General features: G+C 44.2%; 16 protein-coding genes. 9 read left to right on the top strand and 7 right to left on the bottom strand.

Features of this window, described 5'->3' with window-relative positions; translation table 11 throughout:
- The first annotated feature begins 29 nt into the window (after positions 1-29).
- From MD535_RS10345 to MD535_RS10325, 5 genes are all read left to right on the top strand, one after another.
- On the top strand, positions 30-1,046 hold the full coding sequence (locus MD535_RS10345; protein WP_265674958.1) for a TRAP transporter substrate-binding protein: 1,017 nt from the start codon (positions 30-32) through the stop codon (positions 1,044-1,046).
- 61 nt (positions 1,047-1,107) lie between these two features.
- Complete coding sequence (locus tag MD535_RS10340) at positions 1,108-1,800, top strand: TRAP transporter small permease subunit (RefSeq protein ID WP_265674957.1); 693 nt, start codon at positions 1,108-1,110, stop codon at positions 1,798-1,800.
- Positions 1,790-3,109, top strand: coding sequence for a TRAP transporter large permease (locus tag MD535_RS10335; RefSeq protein WP_265674956.1), 1,320 nt, complete (start codon positions 1,790-1,792; stop codon positions 3,107-3,109). The genes MD535_RS10340 and MD535_RS10335 overlap by 11 nt, the downstream gene beginning before the upstream one ends.
- A gap of 276 nt (positions 3,110-3,385) precedes the next feature.
- Positions 3,386-5,923: a choice-of-anchor D domain-containing protein gene (locus MD535_RS10330; RefSeq protein WP_265674955.1), complete on the top strand. Its 2,538-nt coding sequence runs from the start codon at positions 3,386-3,388 to the stop codon at positions 5,921-5,923.
- 171 nt (positions 5,924-6,094) lie between these two features.
- Entirely contained in the window at positions 6,095-8,095 is a 2,001-nt protein-coding gene (locus tag MD535_RS10325) for a methyl-accepting chemotaxis protein (protein ID WP_265674954.1), read from the top strand.
- Between the two features lie 104 nt (positions 8,096-8,199).
- Here the strand turns inward: MD535_RS10325 and MD535_RS10320 are convergent, their stop codons facing one another.
- The 3 genes from MD535_RS10320 to MD535_RS10310 all read right to left on the bottom strand — a co-directional run bounded on the left by MD535_RS10320 (position 8,200) and on the right by MD535_RS10310 (position 10,035).
- Positions 8,200-8,694, bottom strand: a complete 495-nt coding sequence (locus tag MD535_RS10320; protein ID WP_265675012.1) for an RNA methyltransferase — start codon at positions 8,692-8,694, stop codon at positions 8,200-8,202.
- Between the two features lie 133 nt (positions 8,695-8,827).
- A complete protein-coding gene (locus MD535_RS10315) occupies positions 8,828-9,295 on the bottom strand; it encodes a YjiG family protein (RefSeq protein ID WP_265674953.1) in 468 nt (155 codons plus the stop codon).
- Complete coding sequence (locus MD535_RS10310) at positions 9,295-10,035, bottom strand: nucleoside recognition domain-containing protein (RefSeq protein ID WP_265674952.1); 741 nt, start codon at positions 10,033-10,035, stop codon at positions 9,295-9,297. Before MD535_RS10310 ends, MD535_RS10315 begins: the two co-directional genes overlap by 1 nt.
- Positions 10,036-10,359: 324 nt before the next feature.
- Here MD535_RS10310 and MD535_RS10305 point away from each other — a divergent pair, with 324 nt between their 5' ends.
- The 3 genes from MD535_RS10305 (at position 10,360) to MD535_RS10295 (ending at position 12,793) form a co-directional block, all read left to right on the top strand.
- Complete coding sequence (locus tag MD535_RS10305; RefSeq protein ID WP_265674951.1) at positions 10,360-11,538, top strand: MFS transporter; 1,179 nt, start codon at positions 10,360-10,362, stop codon at positions 11,536-11,538.
- A 278-nt stretch (positions 11,539-11,816) separates the two neighbouring features.
- Positions 11,817-12,044: a hypothetical protein gene (locus tag MD535_RS10300; RefSeq protein WP_390902923.1), complete on the top strand. Its 228-nt coding sequence runs from the start codon at positions 11,817-11,819 to the stop codon at positions 12,042-12,044.
- A 95-nt stretch (positions 12,045-12,139) separates the two neighbouring features.
- Positions 12,140-12,793, top strand: a complete 654-nt coding sequence (locus MD535_RS10295; protein ID WP_265675011.1) for a DUF3313 family protein — start codon at positions 12,140-12,142, stop codon at positions 12,791-12,793.
- A 93-nt stretch (positions 12,794-12,886) separates the two neighbouring features.
- Here the strand turns inward: MD535_RS10295 and MD535_RS10290 are convergent, their stop codons facing one another.
- Complete coding sequence (locus MD535_RS10290) at positions 12,887-14,014, bottom strand: ribosomal protein uL16 3-hydroxylase (protein WP_265674949.1); 1,128 nt, start codon at positions 14,012-14,014, stop codon at positions 12,887-12,889.
- Positions 14,015-14,320: 306 nt separating this feature from the next.
- Between MD535_RS10290 and MD535_RS10285 the strand changes: the two genes are divergently transcribed.
- On the top strand, positions 14,321-15,064 hold the full coding sequence (locus MD535_RS10285) for a type 1 glutamine amidotransferase (RefSeq protein ID WP_265674948.1): 744 nt from the start codon (positions 14,321-14,323) through the stop codon (positions 15,062-15,064).
- Positions 15,065-15,168: 104 nt separating this feature from the next.
- Here the strand turns inward: MD535_RS10285 and MD535_RS10280 are convergent, their stop codons facing one another.
- The 3 genes from MD535_RS10280 to norR form a co-directional block, all read right to left on the bottom strand.
- A complete protein-coding gene (locus MD535_RS10280; protein ID WP_265674947.1) occupies positions 15,169-15,528 on the bottom strand; it encodes a glutaredoxin family protein in 360 nt (119 codons plus the stop codon).
- 120 nt (positions 15,529-15,648) lie between these two features.
- A complete protein-coding gene (locus MD535_RS10275) occupies positions 15,649-16,002 on the bottom strand; it encodes a DOPA 4,5-dioxygenase family protein (RefSeq protein ID WP_265674946.1) in 354 nt (117 codons plus the stop codon).
- A gap of 180 nt (positions 16,003-16,182) precedes the next feature.
- On the bottom strand, positions 16,183-17,766 hold the full coding sequence (gene norR / locus MD535_RS10270) for a nitric oxide reductase transcriptional regulator NorR (RefSeq protein ID WP_265674945.1): 1,584 nt from the start codon (positions 17,764-17,766) through the stop codon (positions 16,183-16,185).
- Positions 17,767-17,781 lie beyond the last annotated feature (15 nt).

Here is a 17,781-nt window from a genome sequence, read left to right as displayed (position 1 = left end):
GCAATCAGCACATGGAACGGGGAAGAAAAATGTCGAACAGTAATGGAAAAAAACTACTGAGTAGCCTACTTGCAACTGCGATCGGTGTTACGTCACTAGCCGCCTCAGCCGCCAGTTATGCCGCTGAACATAACTGGCGATTTGCTAACCTTTACGGACGCGGCACGGCGTATGGAGAGGTATATGAAAATCTAGCAAAGAATATTGAAACGATGTCGAACGGGCGAATTGAAGTTCAAGTTTTGTATTCAGGCGAAGGTGTGGGAACAAGTGGTATTTTGTCTTCCGTTAAGTCTGGTTTAGTAACGATGGGGGCGCCATTCCAGTCAATGCATGCGGGTGAACTCCCCGCTGGTGTGGTTGAAATTGGTTTGCCTGGTGGCACTGCAGATGTTGGTAAATTAAGTACATTGTTCCATGAAAAAGGCTGGTCAGACACGTTAAAGGCGGCTTATGGTTCGCAAGGAATGACATGGCTTGACCCGTATATTCAACCGGCGGTTTATATTATTTCAAAAACAGAGATTAAGTCGATTGAAGACTTTAAAGGCATGAAAATTCGTGCGCCCGGTGCTTATGGCAAATTCTTACGTAATTTAGGTGCTTCACCTGTCACCTTGTCATGGAGTGAGATATACACCTCATTAGCGACAGGCGTTATTGATGCCTCTATTGGGTCGAATATGATTGATCACCGTGATGGTAATCATGTAGAAGTGGCTAAATTCATGTATCCATTGCCATTGGCTGGCGCGCAGGTACTTCCTATTGTCGTCAATACAAAGGAATACAATAAATTGCCTGAAGATCTTCAAGCAATCGTAAAAGCGGCAACAACGATTCACGCACAAGAACAAATGACTAAGTCAATTTTGTGGGAATCTCAAGCCGTAACAGAAATGGAAGGCAAGGGACTGAAATGGAGCCCGCAACCTTCAGAAGCGGATACGGCGGCGTGGAAAAATGCGGGTCAATCACTAGCAAAAGAGTATGCCAACCAAGATAAATACTCGAAACAGTTAGTCGAACAGTTAGAAAGTCTGTAGAAGCGTGACTGAAAAAGGTGGTGCACAATGCTCCGCCTTTTTTCTTTTCTAGGAGGTTGAGATGTTAGAAAAGTTATTGGTGGTTTATTGCCGAAGTGTGCGTTACATCGTGTGGGCCATTGGCCGTACGGTGTCTTTCTTTATGCCTGTTTTGGCGGGCGTTGTGGCATTTGAAGTGTTTGCCCGATATGTATTAAATTCGCCAACAATATGGGCTTATGATACTTCTCTGTTCTTGTTTGGCTATATCTCTGCATTGGGAGGGGCTTATGCACAACAAAAGCAGTCACATATTAATGTTGATATTCTTTATTTAAAAGTGCCTGTATTTGTTCGACATTGTTTTAGCCTCATTACCATCATTCTTGCGGTCGGTTTTCTCATCGTAATGGCAAAACTATGTTTTGAAAAATTCCTCGAGACGTATCAATACGGTTTCAAACGTCAAACTGAATGGGCGCCGCGGGTGGACCATTTTTGGCTCATGATGGCAGTGGCTGCAGTGATTTTTATTGCTGAATATTCCGTACAGTTTATTTGTCATCTTTTTGCATTGATAACAAAACGTGAACTTATTCCTAGTGCCTATGTGGATCATTTGCATGCGGCTCAGCATCAGCCCGACAACGCTGATACAAAGAAAGCTAATATTACTGAACCCGACGTGACGGGGGATGCTGAATATGCTGACTCACAAAGCAAAACTCACCCAATATCAGACAGTATTATCGTAGGGGAATCTCGTGGGAATTGAAGTATTAACACTGGTGTTGCTTAGTTGCATTCTAGTCATGTTTGCGTTGGGAGCACAGGTAGGACTAGCGCTTGCTGGTATTGCGATGGGTATAGGGTATATGACGTGGGGAGATGCGTTGTTCAATATTATTCCTACCACGGTTGAGTCGACATTTTTTAGTTTTATTTTGCTTGCGATCCCTTTGTATATTTACATGGGGCAATTATTGACTCGCTCAGGTATTGGTGATGCCATGTTTAATGCTAGCCAACTTCTCATCGGGAGAGTCAGAGGGTCGCTTGCAATCAGTGTTATTGGTGTATGTTCGATGATTGGTGCCATGGTGGGAATTATCGGTGCAGGAATTATGACGTCAAGCAGTATCGCGTTAAAGCCGATGCTTGATAGGGGATACGATAAAAAACTGGCGCTAGGGGTTATCATGGCTGGTGGTTCGCTGGGTATTCTGATCCCGCCGAGTATTCCAATGATCATGTTTGCTGCCGCTACGCAAAATTCAGTGGGTAGGATGTTTTTAGCCGCAATGGTGCCCGCACTTATCACGATCACATTACTGATCGCTTACGTAGTGATTAGTTGTAAATTAAACCCGAGCCGAGCGCCACTCGATACTGAAAATGATATTGAAGTGCCAAAAGGGTTTGAGTTGTTTAGAACCATACGAGACGGGTTGTCTTCATTAGTTCTCATTGTTGCTGTGTTGGGTAGTATCATTATGGGAATTGCTACCCCAACCGAATCGGGGGCAATTGGTGTCGTTGGGGCGATCATTCTAGCGATACTGTTTAAACGTTTTAAACCACAAATGATGCATAAAGCAGGTGTGCAAACCGCGCTGTTAGTGAGTGTCGCGATGTGGATAATTTTAGGTGCGTCGATATTTAGTAACTTCCATCTACTGATGGGAGTACAAAATATGGTGTCTAACTTTGCAACTAGCATTGATTTACCGCCAATTATGATCATTATTATGTTTCAGCTGATAATGCTATTTCTTGGGTTTATTATCGATGAGTTCATTATTGTATTAATGTGCGCGCCAATATTCACTCCTGTCGCAGTAACACTTGGCTATGACCCTATTTGGTTCGGTGTTCTCATGATTTTAAATATTGTAGTGGCTGTACAAACACCACCTTATGGCTTTGCGCTTTTTTATCTTAAAGGGATTGCGCCGAATGGGGTAACCATGATGGATATTTATCGTTCTGTCACGCCGTTTATTTTAGTGCAATTAGTTGTACTGATAATATGTATGATGTTTCCCGAGTTAGTACTATGGTTGCCAAATAAGGTAATGAATTAGTGTTTGATAGTTAACTTGAGGGTTCGCCATTATGGGTACGGGCGATGCAGTACTTCTTCTGATGTCGTGTCCCTCAGGATTGGAAGACAGGAAACTCATCGCTCGTAATTTAACTGCTTTAATTAAAGTAATGCCTTTATTCCTTAGTGTCTAAGGGGAGCAGTGTGGCTGCTAAGTGGTGCCACAACTTCTAAATCACCTGAAGTGTTAGCCTTAAATGTTGTCGGTTGTCTGAGTTCTCAGGATATCAAAATTAATTTGTATATGGAGAATATAATGAAACTTTCGTCACTTATCCCTCTAATTATTGGAGGGGTATTATCTCAACCCGTTTATTCAGAGATTATTTTCTCAGATGACTTTGATTCGGGATTAGCGCAATGGGATATTTCGGGGAATGTTACAACCGACTCAAATTACAGTTTGTCTGGGTCATCAGCGTATTTTAAAGAAACCGGTCAGCTATCAAAGACTATTGATTTATCTGGGTCGTTGGGGGTGACTGTCGAGTATTCGTTGGCATCAAGGTTATTGGAAAATAGTGATTACTGTTACGCAGAATACTCTATTAACGGAGGCGTAAACTTTGTCACCATGTCTGTTCTTGGAAATGGTCAAGATAATGGTAACTTTTACGCTCATAATCAGTCTATTGATGACGGTAATGACCACGTAATTGTACGCTTTCGAGCGCAAACTGGCGGTGCTGACCACTGTTATGTTGAAAATGTACTGATTCAAGGTGACAGTGTTCCCGTGATACTAGAACCCAATATTGTTGTGCCAGATTCTGTGTCATTTGGTTCGGTAATTATGGGTAACGGCGCGGAGCGCGTATTGTCGGTTGAGAATACGGGTCAGCAACCTCTCTCGATAACAACAATGTCAACGTTGACTGGTGACTTTGCTATTGTGACTGACACTTGCAGCAATAGTGAACTTCCACAAAGTGGTTCGTGCGACATCACGGTTTCCTATAGCCCTCAGTCAATAGGGGGACACAATGCCACGTTGTCCATTCAATCTAATGACCCAGATACCCCTCAAGCAACGATTGCGCTGTTGGGCAATGGGATAGAGGAGCATGGACAAGGTTACATCGAAAATTACGATCCATTGAATGGCAGCGGTCAGTATTCTAGAACCGAATTAACGTATGAAGACCTTAACGCGGGAACAATCACACAGCGAGTGTCCACAGAAGCATTTGCGATTCCGGCACAGGCTGCGCAGCCTGCACATCATTTTGAGGGACGAATTACGTTGAATAACCCAGGTAGTGCGGGCGTAGGGCAATTTAGCGAACACAAAGACACTTATCGCTATACGTCTAATGCTGATGATCCAAGAAAGCACATCCCAGATTTTGATTATGAATTTGTTCAAACCGGTACACACCTTGTACCCGTGCAGCGTGGTATTTTGCTTAACTCACACGCGTATTGGGAATATATTCTTGAACCTGGTCGAGTGTGGAAAGAAGAGGGGGACAATGGTAAGTCTCGCGCCTCAATTCCTTTTGCTTTGATGCAGAAAAACTCGAACTGTGTGCATAACGGTCTTATGACATTCACGTATGATGATAATACCATGAGTGATGTGGCCTATCAGATCGCTTCGGAAACGTGTCTGTACTATCAGTTCGACATGTGGGGAAGTGTCGATGCCACGTATATACCAAGTGTCATCTCAAATAGCTTGGAAATTAAGCAAGCGCATCAATCTTATGAATCAAGCAAAATTCCAAGTAAGCCCATACAAGAGTTGGCCGTTGATTTCCCATCGGCCAATATTGAGGTTGCGAATTTTGGTCATGCTTCAGAAGTGACACCTGAACATATGACATTCTTTGGTGTTTTTGCCGAAGGGGTTCACTACACCAGTGGCTGTGATACAAGGCAAGGAAGTCATCCTTATTGCGAGCGTTTAAGAGTGCCTTCGTATTCGACAGCGAAGACGACCCTTGCTGGAACGGCATCAATGCGTCTTGAATTACTTTATCCGGGCTATATGGACAGCCAGCTCACGGAGTTAATCCCACAAGCAGCTTCAGACCCAGAAGGCGATTGGAATGATGTGACGCCCAATAATGCGATCGATATGGCAACAGGAAACTACCGTCTGTCATCAGGGTATTTAAGTGACGAATATTCAACAGCGAATGATACGGGCTTTTTCTTAGTATTAGATCATGCAGGAAAACTGGATTATTCCCTAAGTCGTTATCCACGAAAAGCGCAACCGGGTACCTTTTTTAACTACCATACGACAGATACCTATATCGCTACGGTCGCCGCACAAAACTTCGTAAGAAACGAGCGTGGTGCAACCGCTGATGTTTTTGCTGACATTATCGTTACCGATATTTGGAAACCACTTAATGTCGATCTTGGCACTCAGGATACCGGTAGAACCTACGATTCTGAATCGATGCCTTTCGGCGGCTATGGTTTAACTTACTTGCGTGATGATATCGTTAAGATTACAAAATTTACCAGTATCGATAGGGGATATATTAATGGTCAGCCAATGTTGGATCCTGCGGAACTAGAGATAGCAATGTTTGCTGATCCAACCTCGCCACCACTCGACGTTAGAGCGGATAGTAAATATTACAGTAATAGTATGTGGTCCAAACGAAAAGTGCTATCGGGTGGCTGTGAAGACTACGTTCCCTACATGTCTGGGTATGGAGGCATTCAGTTTGTGATGCTACCCAACGATGTTATTTATTACTATGTGAGTGATAACAATGAGTTCGTGTGGGACAAAGCGTTAGTTGAAGCGGGTAAGCTTGCTGCGTATTGTCAGTAAAGCGTAACGTTACCTGATAACAATGAGAACGGCAGCGTTCTCATTGTTTATTCTGAACACAATGAGAACGGTTAAATAACACGATTCAAGAATCATAATGAAAATGTATAGATTTTGTTATATTTGTCGATATAGTACCGAGATAATAAGGAATTTATAAAAGGATTAAGGATGAAGTTCTCGATATCGGGTAAGCTTAGAATGGGTTTTCTAGCGCTTGGTGTACTGTTTATCGTCTCTTCGCTATTGGTTTATCGAAGTGTTATTCAAGTGCAAGACCACACGCAATCTTTGCTGCAATATGATTTGCCAACGGTTGATGCAAGTCGTCAGGTGGGGCAATCCCTTCAATCGACGGTCTCTGTGCTTCGCGGGTACATGCTATTAAACGACTCAGATAATGGTAAAGAACTCGGTCAGGAAAAGGTGTTTGAGGCGTTTGACACCACCGACATTCAACTGATTAGTCTGGAGTCACTGATTTCATCGAGTCAGTATCATGACTTAGATACTGCTTGGTCGAACATTAAACTGACTGCTCAAGAAATTGTAACCCTCAGCCATACAGATGACAATCTTCCCGCTCACTCTATGTTTATCAATGAAGCCGCCCCTATTGCTGAAGTTGCATTAGATCAGCTACAAGGTCTGATTAACGATGAAGCCGGTAGAACCGAGGGAGGAGAGCGTAAACGCTTGTTTAAGCTTTATGCCGATGGCTATACGTCGTTAGCGAACGCACTTGCGGCTCTGCGAGACTACTTGCAATATGGTCAACAAGATTATTTAGATAAATACCATGACTTAATGAAATATCATCGACAAGTTGTCGACGAAATTGCCAGTAAAACGTCATTATTAAGCTCAAGCGATCAAAGTTTGTGGTCACTGTTCAACGAAATGAAGCAGCTTTACTTTCCGCTGGCAGAGCAAGTTATTCAAATTCGCCAATCGGCAGATTGGAACCGTGCAAGTTACCTGATGTCTTCTTCGCTTGTGCCTGCTGTCGACGCAATGCAAATCTCCCTTAATACCATTGTTTCTCAGCAGCAAGCCAATGCCGCGAAAACCGAAGAGAGCATAGCAACAAGTATCGCTATGGTTGTTGTCATTCTTCTGAGTAGTTGTGGGGCTGCATTGTTGAGTGCTTTCGTGGTGTCGAGTGTGATGGGGCATCATATCGGCGCGCGTATCAAAACGCTAGCGAACAGAGCACAGCAAATCGCCTCAGGTGATGTATCCAATCCTGCGTTGGTGATTACAGGAAGCGATGAACTTGCAGACCTCACACGTTCAGTGAATTCGATGAACCAATCATTGGCAGATTTAGTGGGTGGCGTCACGGAGAACGCCGTGTCGGTTCAAGGCGGCATGGCGCAACTAATGCAATCAAGCCGAGATGGACTGCAGAGAATGGAGCGCCAATCTCAACATGTTGATGAAATTGGTCATTCGTTATCAGAAGTGGCTGTAGGTGCAGAGCAAACCGCACATCAGGTGCAAGCGTCGTCGTCGACGTTATTTGATTCTAAAGCGGAACTGCAAAGTGGAGAGGTGGCATTAAAGGCCAACCAAGAAAGCATGACATTGTTAGCAGAAGCGATTGAAACCACGGCAGCACTTGTTGAGACACTTCGCCAAGAGAGCCAAGCAATCAGTAAAGTGACGGATGTTATAGAAGGGCTGGCTGAGCAGACTAATTTACTGGCACTCAATGCGGCAATTGAAGCCGCGAGAGCGGGAGAGCAAGGACGAGGCTTTGCGGTGGTTGCTGATGAAGTACGCATGCTGGCAAGCCGTACGACTGAGTCAACCAGTGAAATTAACGGAATAATTCAGGCGATTCAATCATCAACCGAGAAAGTTGTTGAGCAAATAGGCATTGGCAATACGATTGCGGGTGAAGCCGTCTCCCATACGAATATGGCGGCTTCGCGAATTAAATCGACGGCGGAACAAGTGGAAAACGTCAACGATCAAATGAGTACGTTGGCGGCAACGGCTGAGCAACAAGCTTCTGCAACACAGTCTATTTCAACATTGGTTAATGAAATCAACGAAGCACTAAAAATGGTCGCGCAACAATCCCGTGATGCAAATGGCGTTACGGATGAAGTGACTGCTCGTGTGGAGGAGCTTAGTGGGCAAGTTGCACAGTTTAAGTGTCGTTAGCCTTTGCCGTTCATTGAGTGATGAAACAAACTAGCCGCTTTGATCGGCGGTTAGTTTGTTTCATGCCAGGTAAGGCCGCTATAAATTTAAAGCCAGTTGAGCAGTTAGACTTTGAGGTGATTATTTTTGTCTCGGCTGCTTTTGATGAGTTCATCGTGATTAATCTCTTGCGCTGATTTCGCCAATCGGTCGTAGAGTAGAACATTGGTTGTTGCCGCAAGGTTCATGCAGCCAATCGTTGGTACATAAACGACTTCATCAGCTTGCTTCACGATTTTCTTTGGAATGGAGTTGTCTTCCGGACCAAAGATATAGATCGCTTTTTCAGGGTGGACGAAATCTGGCAATGGCGTTGCCCCTACCACGAGCTCGACACAAACAATTTTCATGTCTTCAGTCAAGGAGCCGAGTAGATCTTCGGTTCCGACAAGAGGAATCGTTTTGTTTATGTTTTGAGTATCAGTTTGAAACTTTGCGGCTTTATCGAAGCGCTCGCCACTATAACGAACCTCCGACGCTTGATAGCAACCCGCAGCGCGCATTACCGCACCGACGTTGGTTGGACTTTTTGGGTTAACGAGACCAATAATCACAGACATATCATTTGCCACAACAGAATTCCTCTATTTAATTAGGTAGGGGAGTATACCTACAAATTGAGTCTTGATAAGTCTTACTCAAAAAAAACGGCCTCGAAAGGCCGTTCTATACGAAGTTTATGCCTACTAAGGGCTAAACTAGGATGTTCATTAGGAACATGGCGCCAAAAGCATTCAGTACAGAGATGGCAATCATCACTGGAATATAGCGGCCTTCAGTGCCTATAGGGCCCATGATACGACCCATATATTGAATCTGTGAGCCCATTAGATAGATAGCGGGCGCGAGAATAGCAATGTGCGTACCATTAAGAATACCTTGGTCAAATAAAGTGATGACTACGCCAACTGCGCCACCCATCGACATCCATGCGCCAATGAGTACCGCTGCCGATTCACCAGGTAAACCAAAGACCGCCATGATTGGCGAAAATAGCACGCCCATAGCGCCAAGGGCACCAGTGATTTGCAGTGCTTTGATGATAACAAACGCCATCAACACATTAGGAACCGTTGAAGTTGTTGCGATGACCCAGCCCTTCTTTGCGCCTTCAACAAAAATGTCCGTTACCATTGGCTTTTTAGCTTTCACTTCACTCATTATGGCATCTCCTGCTTCGTTGCTGTGTCGTTGTCATTTTGGTTTTTGTCTTCCTTGCCTTCTGTAATGTTGAGGTAAAGACGGAATAGGTTGGCACCAACAAACTTAAATAGGAACATTACGGCGACCGCGAGTCCTATCGATGATGTTACGGCTAGAGAGCCATCCATCATAGTCAGGGTAAACAATACAGCGCCAGAAGAGAAAAAGTTAACAATGGCGGCGCCTGCTGTGAATTGGAACATGGTAAACACGTCGGTTTCACGTTTGGTCAGGTGGCCTTCATCTTTAAGTTGACGAGTCATCGCCGCACCAGCATCCGTACTTTGTAACGACGCAATGAGCGCTAGCCCTGAGTTACCAGGAATACCCATTAAAGGGCGAAGAAGCGGAGAAAGTAGCTTACGAGCAGCGTCTAATGCACCGTAATGCTCTAACACGTTGATCATTCCTAAGGCAAACATCACCGTTGGAATAAGCGTTAATGCGAAAATAAAGCCATCGCGGGCGCCGCTTCCGCCAACACCACGGAAGGTGGTTTTAGCCGCTTCAACGACACCATCGGAGGTTTCGCTAACAGAATGGGCCACTTGACCAAACGAGCCATTAAGCGTCGTAAAGTCGAAAACACCATACCATTCGTTGGATTGTAATAAACCAGAAAAGAAAACGATGGCAAACGCAAGAGCCAAGTAACTTCCTATGGTGACTTTACGTTCTGGAGCAGTTGGATCAGACATGATAAATCCTTGTAATTAGAACAGGATGCATATTGTGGCGTGACATTGATTGGTGAAGAATGATCGCCGTCAATGTATTGATTAATTTTGTATGTGTAAAAAATAGTTGTTGTTTGTTTGTAATTTATTGGATGTTTTAGTGTTTTATTCTGGTATTAGATTAGGGGGCGAAATGAGAAAATTAAGTGAAATGTGATGAAAAGAGACGAAGTTTTATCATAGGTAACAGGAAGGGCTGGTAGGTGTCATACTGCGGTGTAACTTCTGCAAAGAGCGAACTTTCCGTATCATTTTTCTATTTGGTTTACGATTGAAGAGGTAATAATGAAGCAAGGTCTTTCGTTTTGGTATGCCGCCGCATTTATGTTTGGCGCGATTCAGTTAGTGGCGCTCCCTATTTTAGTTCCAAGTCATATCTATCAGGTCTCTGGCTCGATGTTTCATAGTGGCAGCGCCTTAGCGTTTGTTGGACTAAGTGGTTTTATTGCCCCGCTAATTGGAGGGGTAATTGATCGATATAAACTTCATGCCGCTGCCCAAAGCAGTGCTCTAGTGTTACATGCGACAGCGATGGTGATATTCGCCTTTGTCAATCAAACATGGGCAATGTATGTTGCGACATTTTTGATTGGCTTAGGGTCAATTACACTAATGGTAGTCAATCCGTCGTTCATTGTTGCAGCAGGATTGGATAAAGACCATGAAGCGCTTTGTTTAACTCGAATGAACCAGAGTATCTTTGTTGGGGCGATAGTGATGGGGGCGTTACTGGCCTTAGTGAGCGAACAAGCCGTGAAGTTTAGTTTCTTACTGATTGCAGTGATGTCTGTTATCGCGTTATTGATTGTAAGAATTGACAATGTCAAAGCGGCAGCAAAGCTAGTCATTGCTCACGCGGAAGGTAATGGCGATGCAGATAAGGGGCATTGGAACTTAACATTCATTACTTTCTTACTTGCCGTATTTATTGCGATGTTCGCCAGTAGTAACCAAGTTGCACAAGGTCCGAATTTGTTTGAGCAACTTTTTGCAATTGATAAGTCAGCGATGTCGGTATTACTGATGGTCTCGTCTATCATCTCGCTAGTAACGCTCGACTTGTCTGGACGCCTTCTCAATAAAATGGGGGCCGGGGCTGTTTGGGTCATTGGTTTAACGGGCTATGCCATTATTGGTGGCGTATTATCTTATCTCGTTATCGGTGACGGGAGTTATTTCTACTTGCCGCTTCTCATGCACTTACTTTTTATGCAATTTTTATCGATGGTGGACATGGTGAAACCCGCTATTGTCGCGAAAGTCACGACGTTACCACCAGCTTCTACTCAAGGTTACCTTCTATTCGCTATTGCTGGTGGTTACGCGGCGGGAACAAGCCTAGGTGGCGTGGTAGGGCAACAGTTTGGAATGGAGCGTATGTTTATGTTTGTGGCAGCTTGTGCTTTGTTAGCTCTAATGTTGGCGATAGCTGTACTTACGCAGATAAACCGTTCTGAAAAGTGATTCGTCGTGAAATTATTCAACGACAAATCACAGAATTCGTTCGTGAGTCTTTGGTTGAAAGCCATTGAAGAAAACACCTCAACGTTCAATAGGAGTCTTCGCCAACATTGAATTTAATTTGACGTCATTGGGTTGTATTGACCTATTGTCGCGTGAGTCAATATAACCTATTTTTGTTTGTGGTATTAGGTTAGATATTGATAATAAAGCGATGTCAAAGTTGGAATGGTAGTTGATTAATGATAATCATTAGTAACTACCATGTTCGTGAGGTCGATATGACACAACAATTTCAAACCGTACTTTTTATTTCTAATGTTACTTTGGGTACGACATTATTTTTGATGTTGCTCAGTATCGTTATCGCGTACCCAATGGCACATCATTTTTCACTGACGACTCAAGTGTTCGCACACATCAGTACTATTCTGATTGCTGCGGTATTGAAGGTCAGCTACGTTGGACGCTGCCTCGCGCAGTATAATCTTGGTCTTGAAGTCCGATAATAACGATGGTTCACGTTTTTGATCTCAAAATTGGCTATTAAGCGAGTGGTACCTATGCTTGAAAGGTGTTGATAGAGGAGTTCTAGAGTTTGAAAGTGAAAATTTTGATGCTGTCGATGATGCTAGCCGTAACGGGATGCACAAATACGCTGCCGACACAGGCAGACTATAAGCCGCAAGACAGTTATCGACATTTTTCGGTTGAAACGATAGGGAAGTATAAGGGCGTTTCTTGGTATGACGATGGTTTTAAGCTCGATAATTACTCTGCAGTTGAATTGGGCGCGGTCACCGCAGAGCGTAAAGTCGAGCAAGCATATGTGTCTCAAAATGTAGTTGAAACATTGCGTTCTGAACTCGAACAATTGCTACGAAAGCAAATGGGAAGCCTCTCTGTAGAATCTTCGACTAAGAGCAATCAAATTCTGGAAATTGCCGTTGATGTACAGAACATTGAAGGCGTGTCTGGTGCTGTGAAGCCAACGGATTTTATTCCAATTGGCGCGGTAATCGATTTAGCTAAGGTCGTTTCGGGAACGCGCGATCGTAACTTACGTTTGATCGTTTCGGTCGAACTTATTGAGAGCGAAAGCCAACGAGTCATCGGAAAACGATTATTTGTCATCAATGATAAGGGTGTGTTAGAGAATCGAGACTCAGAAATAACGGTAAAGTTACTTGAGCCAGATGTTCAGGAAATTTCGGATAACGTTTCTTCGTTTATCAGACATTTACACCAGAGAAAATAGCCCGCTATTATGAAGCGGGCTTTAAAGATGAGTAACGAGCTTCTTCTTGAACGTATTATTGTTCTCGATGGCCTTGAAGTCCGATAATCACACTTACTCGGCGTACCAATACCCCTTATTCACCAGTTCGGTGAGCAAAGACACAGCGCTAGTGCAAGGCGCTGGAAGCTGAATTGTTGTATTGTGGCATAACGCCATAATGAGAGGTGCTAGCTCTTCTGGCACCTTAAGCATGTCGCCATTTACATAGAGCATAGAAGGCTCATCTTCATGGTGTAGTGCGCGCAATCCTGCGACTTTCGTTAGCTCACCTGAATCGCTCAAGTGTTGCGCCATTTCTTCTTGTGTCCATTTTGGCTCAGGTGCAATGATGTTTAAATGATGACGAGATTGACTCAGCATTGTCGCCATAAAATCTTTCACTGCCAGTGGGTCATTGAGTTTCGACGTTAGCATTTCGGTTAGTGACGCTAGATCACCAGCAGTAATGGCACCGTGGTTATCTTGTGTACTCAGCTCGGGCTTGTGCATGTGCACATCGCCGTAGTCATTCGCTAGGATGTAGTCAGCAAAATTACTAATCAGTTCTTGTTCTTTTGGTGAACGGAATCCAACGGAGTAGCTCATTGACGGCTCGAGTGCGTAGCCATCGTGAGGAAAGCCCGGTGGAATATAAAGAATGTCGCCTGGCTCCAAGATTTGGTCGATTTCAGCGTCAAAGGATTCAATCTGACGCAGTGCTTCGTGACGGCAGGTTTCTGTATACTGGCCGATGTCCTTGGCACCCACACGCCAATGGCGCTTACCCATACCTTGGATGATGAACACATCATACTGGTCAATATGAGGACCAACGCCTCCGTCTTTGACCGAGTAGCTAATCATTAAATCGTCGAATAGCCACTGTGGCATCGCTTTGAAAGGCGTAACGAGTTGCGCAGCACCTTCATGCCAGTGATTGGCGGCTTGGACGATGAACGACCAATTACTTTGCCCTAAAGACGCAAATTTATCTTCATTGAACGGGCCATGTTCAGCCTGCCATTCATCATTGAGGTTAGACACAAATCGGGAGTCGACTTCCTCTTCCATGGTCAATCCGGCAAGCTCTTCTGGCGAAAGTGGATCTTGAAAGTGAGCAAAGCCACCTTTAATGATGGTGGGTTTCTTCTGCCAGTAAGTGGAAAGAAATTCTTGGAGCGAGAAAGTTAATTGGTACATGGTTTGAGTTCTACTCTAATGAAATCTGAGCGCATTCTAGCAAGAACTGGCCAAGAGTCATAAAGGCGTTGACACCTTTTATTGGATTATTGCAGGTTAAACGCAATGACAATATTTTTTAACGCTGCTGCTATCTCCCATGGCATTGATAGAAATCACTTCTATACTCAAAAGATAGGGAAGAGTACGTGGTGAAGATGTTGAAAAATAGAGTAATTCTACCAGTGAATTGATGTGGGGCTGTCTGAGCGTCTTAGAGACAAAGTGAAGAGATAGTATACGGTAGGCAACAAGAAAAGGTGGCAAATGAAAATAGGGATTTTAACGTGTGGCTACGTCGATCAGGCGCTTTCGAGTGAACACGGGCAATATTTCGATATGATCAAGGCATCGTTAACTGAGGTAAACCATGCGTTTGAATTTGTAAACTTCAATGTGCTGGATGGGGAATTACCCAGCCTTGACGAGTATCATGGCTTTATTGTCAGTGGCAGTGTGCATAACGCTTATGATGATCTACCGTGGATACACAATCTGATGGATTGGATTCGGGCGTGTGAAGCCAGACGTAAGCCGTTAGTGGGGATTTGTTTCGGTCATCAAGTGATTGCGCGAGCGTTAGGGGGAACGGTAGAACAGTCACCCAAAGGCTGGGGGTTAGGTAGCTACGAAGTGTTTGTCACTGCCCAAAAGAAATGGATGAATTTGTCTATGGACACCATTCGCTTGCTAGTGAGCCACCAAGATCAAGTCACGATTGTTCCGAAAGGGGTTCGAGTGATTGCTAGCAATGAATTTTGCCCCAACTTCATGTTAGTCAAAGACAATCATGTTTTAACAGTGCAAGGGCATCCAGAGTTTAGTACTGAGTTCACAACCAAAGTACTGGAACAACGCAAAAAGCTTGTTACGCCCCACCATTATAAAGATGCCTTTAAACAAATTGATAAGCCCCAAGACTCTGTGCTTATTCTGCATTGGATAGACGCGTTCTTTGTACTAGGAAGTCAAAAGCGTCAAGCGGATCCCCTTGATGAAATGACGACGTAATGATTGTTGTAGCGAGTTGGAAAAGACTAGAGTTATTAATGGCCGGATGACGTTAAAAAACGATTCAGAAATTAATAACTCTATGTACAAATTCTCAGGGGAAGTTACGCGAATTCTTTTTGCAGGTAGGTGACGATATCTGATGATTCGTACATCCACTCAACTTGTCCATCTTTTTCAATTTTCAGGCAAGGCACTTTAACACGACCACCGCCTTCTAGCAGTTGCTCGCGTGCAATGCTGTCATTTTTAGCGTCTTTGAGCTCAATATTGACAGACTGGCGCTTCATTTCACGGCGAACTTTGACACAAAAAGGACACGCTTCAAATTGATAAAGCGATAGTGCTTTAGCTTTTTCGTTGGCTTGTTGCTGAGCTTCGCTCGAACGTTTTACACCACGTGGGGTAAACACAAAATTGAGCACCAAAATGATTTTTCCAAGAACAATACGAATGACTTTCATAACGACCTTTGTTGAGCGGTTTTTATTGTGAGGCGATATTAACATTTTATTTACGCTTCAGACATCTCTTTACTGTAACGCTTATGATTCTTGATGCCTTGATGCCTTGATGCCTTGAAGCTAGAAGGCGTCAAAATTCAAGGCCACGGCATCACCCAACCAATAAGCAAAGGTCGTATGATCTTTGATATCGTCCCCTGTGTCAGCATGAATAAGTACGCTTAACCCTTCTCTGTGTTCATCTAACCAAGGGACCAATAGGTCGAATGATTGATTACTGAATAAAATTTGGCAACTCCACTCAGTGTGGGGACCCACGGTTTTTTGGTGAACTCGTCCGATTTCTAGACCGAATTTTTCACCGGCAGCGTGGCACAGTTTAGAAGCAAAAGGCAGGGTGTCTTTATCGAAATAGACGTGAGCGTGGTAGATTTTATGGTTATTAACGGGTCTTGGTGGCGTGTTTAAATGCATGTTGCGGTTTGTCCATTGTATTTGCCCAACTTAGGGCGATATCAGAGTGGTTAAAGGGAAATGACTCGTTCGTATAAAAGACGACTTAGTACAGAACCCTTTTTTAGCGTGTGCGGTTTACTGTATTGTTATGAGCGACAGTATTGTTATGAGCGACTGTACTGCTATGAGCGACTGAATCTATAAGCGACTAATTTGAGGGTTTTTAGAGACAGTAATGCCGAGTCGCTTCGCTAGCCGTATTAAGTTCGCGCGGTCAGTTTTAAGTACTCGGCTGGCTTGAGCCCAGTTGTAATCTGCTTGAATGAGCGCGTCTGAAATGACTTTTCTCTGGAACTCTTCTGTTGCTTCTCGTAAGCCACTGTTGGTGTTAATACTGATAGGAGACTGAGTATGACTTGTGGTGACAGTGGGCGTTGCTTCATCGTCAAATTGTCCGCAGTCTTCAATACTCACTGATATCACTTTCTTATCAAACATACGCGCCTTTGCCTTAAGCGTTGCACGATTGATGACGTGCTCGAGTTCACGTACATTGCCAGGCCAATTGTAGCGATTGAGATATGCACTCACATTTGGGCTCAGTTTTAATTGCGAAATGCCCAGCTTACGCCGCGCTTGTTCCAGGAAAAAGCCTGTCAGTAACTCAATGTCGCCATTACGTTCTCGAAGGGGGGGAACGGAAATAGGGTACACTGTTAAGCGATGATATAAGTCGGCCCGAAATTTTCCTTGTTCCACTTCCTCTTTTAACTCCCGATTAGTCGCAGCCAGTATACGCACATTTATTTTTTGAATTTCATCTCGACCAACAGGCTGAATTTCATTGTTCTGTAATGCGCGCAGTAATTTACTTTGCGCTGCGAGTGGAAGCTCGCCAATTTCATCAAGAAAAAGGGTGCCGCCGTCAGCGAGCGCAAATTTGCCCTTACGATTTTGGTCTGCACCAGTAAAGGCACCTTTGACATGACCAAATAATTCACTTTCGATGAGATTTTCTGGGATCGCAGCGCAGTTGACGTACACCAACGGGTTTTGTCTGCGTGTCGATTGATGATGAAGAGTACGAGCGACAAGCTCTTTACCGACGCCAGTTTCACCATGGATGAGAATATTAAAATCTGATGGGGCGACTATTTCAATATCAGACTTCATGGCTTGCATGGGCGCGCTGTTGCCAATCATTTCCCCGCCGTCTCTTTCCCAGGCTTCTACGTTGAGCTCTTCAAGTAGCTGCTTGGATTGTTTGGCTTGGTACTCTAGCTGAGAAAAGGTCATCGCCATTTTTAGTGTCGAGGCAGCGATGGCGGATAAAACATCAAGGCTTCGTTGAGGGATATCGTCAAATGCGTTCGTCGATAAGCTGTCTAAGGTTAGTGCACCTAACATTTTATCACCGAAGATCAGCGGGAGCCCCATGCAAGAGTGCATCGGTAAATCGCCATGGTGGTCAATAAGCAAGCCATCAAAAGGGTCGGGTAGGTCACTGTCTGCATCAAAAATAACTGGCGTCGTTGAGGCGCAAATTTGTGAGAACCTTGGGTGCTCGGCAATGACAAATCGTCTTCCCATCGTGTCGCGAGACAATCCTTGCATCGCAAGGGGGACCAAGGTGTCACCTTGTTGAGAAAGCAGGGCGACTGAATCGCAGTGAATGGTTTTACGGATAGTGTTAAGCAGAGTATCAAATCGCTGTTGGTCATTGCTACTACTGGCAAGTCCTATCGTCAACTCGACCAGATTGGATGGAGAGAAATCTTGCATGGAAACCGTCACCTA

This window comes from Vibrio qingdaonensis, from assembly GCF_026191675.1.
GTDB classification, from domain to species: domain Bacteria; phylum Pseudomonadota; class Gammaproteobacteria; order Enterobacterales; family Vibrionaceae; genus Vibrio; species Vibrio qingdaonensis.
The sequence above is the reverse complement of the archived record's forward strand: the minus strand, read 5'-3'. Positions and strand labels throughout refer to the sequence as shown.

Coding starts and splice junctions, on each gene's coding strand:
- MD535_RS10300 (WP_390902923.1), top strand. CDS start 11,817: ATGACACAACAATTTCAAACCGTACTTTTTATTTCTAATGTTACTTTG.
- MD535_RS10280 (WP_265674947.1), bottom strand. CDS start 15,528: ATGAAAGTCATTCGTATTGTTCTTGGAAAAATCATTTTGGTGCTCAAT.
- MD535_RS10340 (WP_265674957.1), top strand. CDS start 1,108: ATGTTAGAAAAGTTATTGGTGGTTTATTGCCGAAGTGTGCGTTACATC.
- MD535_RS10325 (WP_265674954.1), top strand. CDS start 6,095: ATGAAGTTCTCGATATCGGGTAAGCTTAGAATGGGTTTTCTAGCGCTT.
- MD535_RS10305 (WP_265674951.1), top strand. CDS start 10,360: ATGAAGCAAGGTCTTTCGTTTTGGTATGCCGCCGCATTTATGTTTGGC.
- MD535_RS10315 (WP_265674953.1), bottom strand. CDS start 9,295: ATGAGTGAAGTGAAAGCTAAAAAGCCAATGGTAACGGACATTTTTGTT.
- MD535_RS10290 (WP_265674949.1), bottom strand. CDS start 14,014: ATGTACCAATTAACTTTCTCGCTCCAAGAATTTCTTTCCACTTACTGG.
- norR (WP_265674945.1), bottom strand. CDS start 17,766: ATGCAAGATTTCTCTCCATCCAATCTGGTCGAGTTGACGATAGGACTT.
- MD535_RS10345 (WP_265674958.1), top strand. CDS start 30: ATGTCGAACAGTAATGGAAAAAAACTACTGAGTAGCCTACTTGCAACT.
- MD535_RS10285 (WP_265674948.1), top strand. CDS start 14,321: ATGAAAATAGGGATTTTAACGTGTGGCTACGTCGATCAGGCGCTTTCG.
- MD535_RS10320 (WP_265675012.1), bottom strand. CDS start 8,694: ATGTCTGTGATTATTGGTCTCGTTAACCCAAAAAGTCCAACCAACGTC.
- MD535_RS10275 (WP_265674946.1), bottom strand. CDS start 16,002: ATGCATTTAAACACGCCACCAAGACCCGTTAATAACCATAAAATCTAC.
- MD535_RS10330 (WP_265674955.1), top strand. CDS start 3,386: ATGAAACTTTCGTCACTTATCCCTCTAATTATTGGAGGGGTATTATCT.
- MD535_RS10310 (WP_265674952.1), bottom strand. CDS start 10,035: ATGTCTGATCCAACTGCTCCAGAACGTAAAGTCACCATAGGAAGTTAC.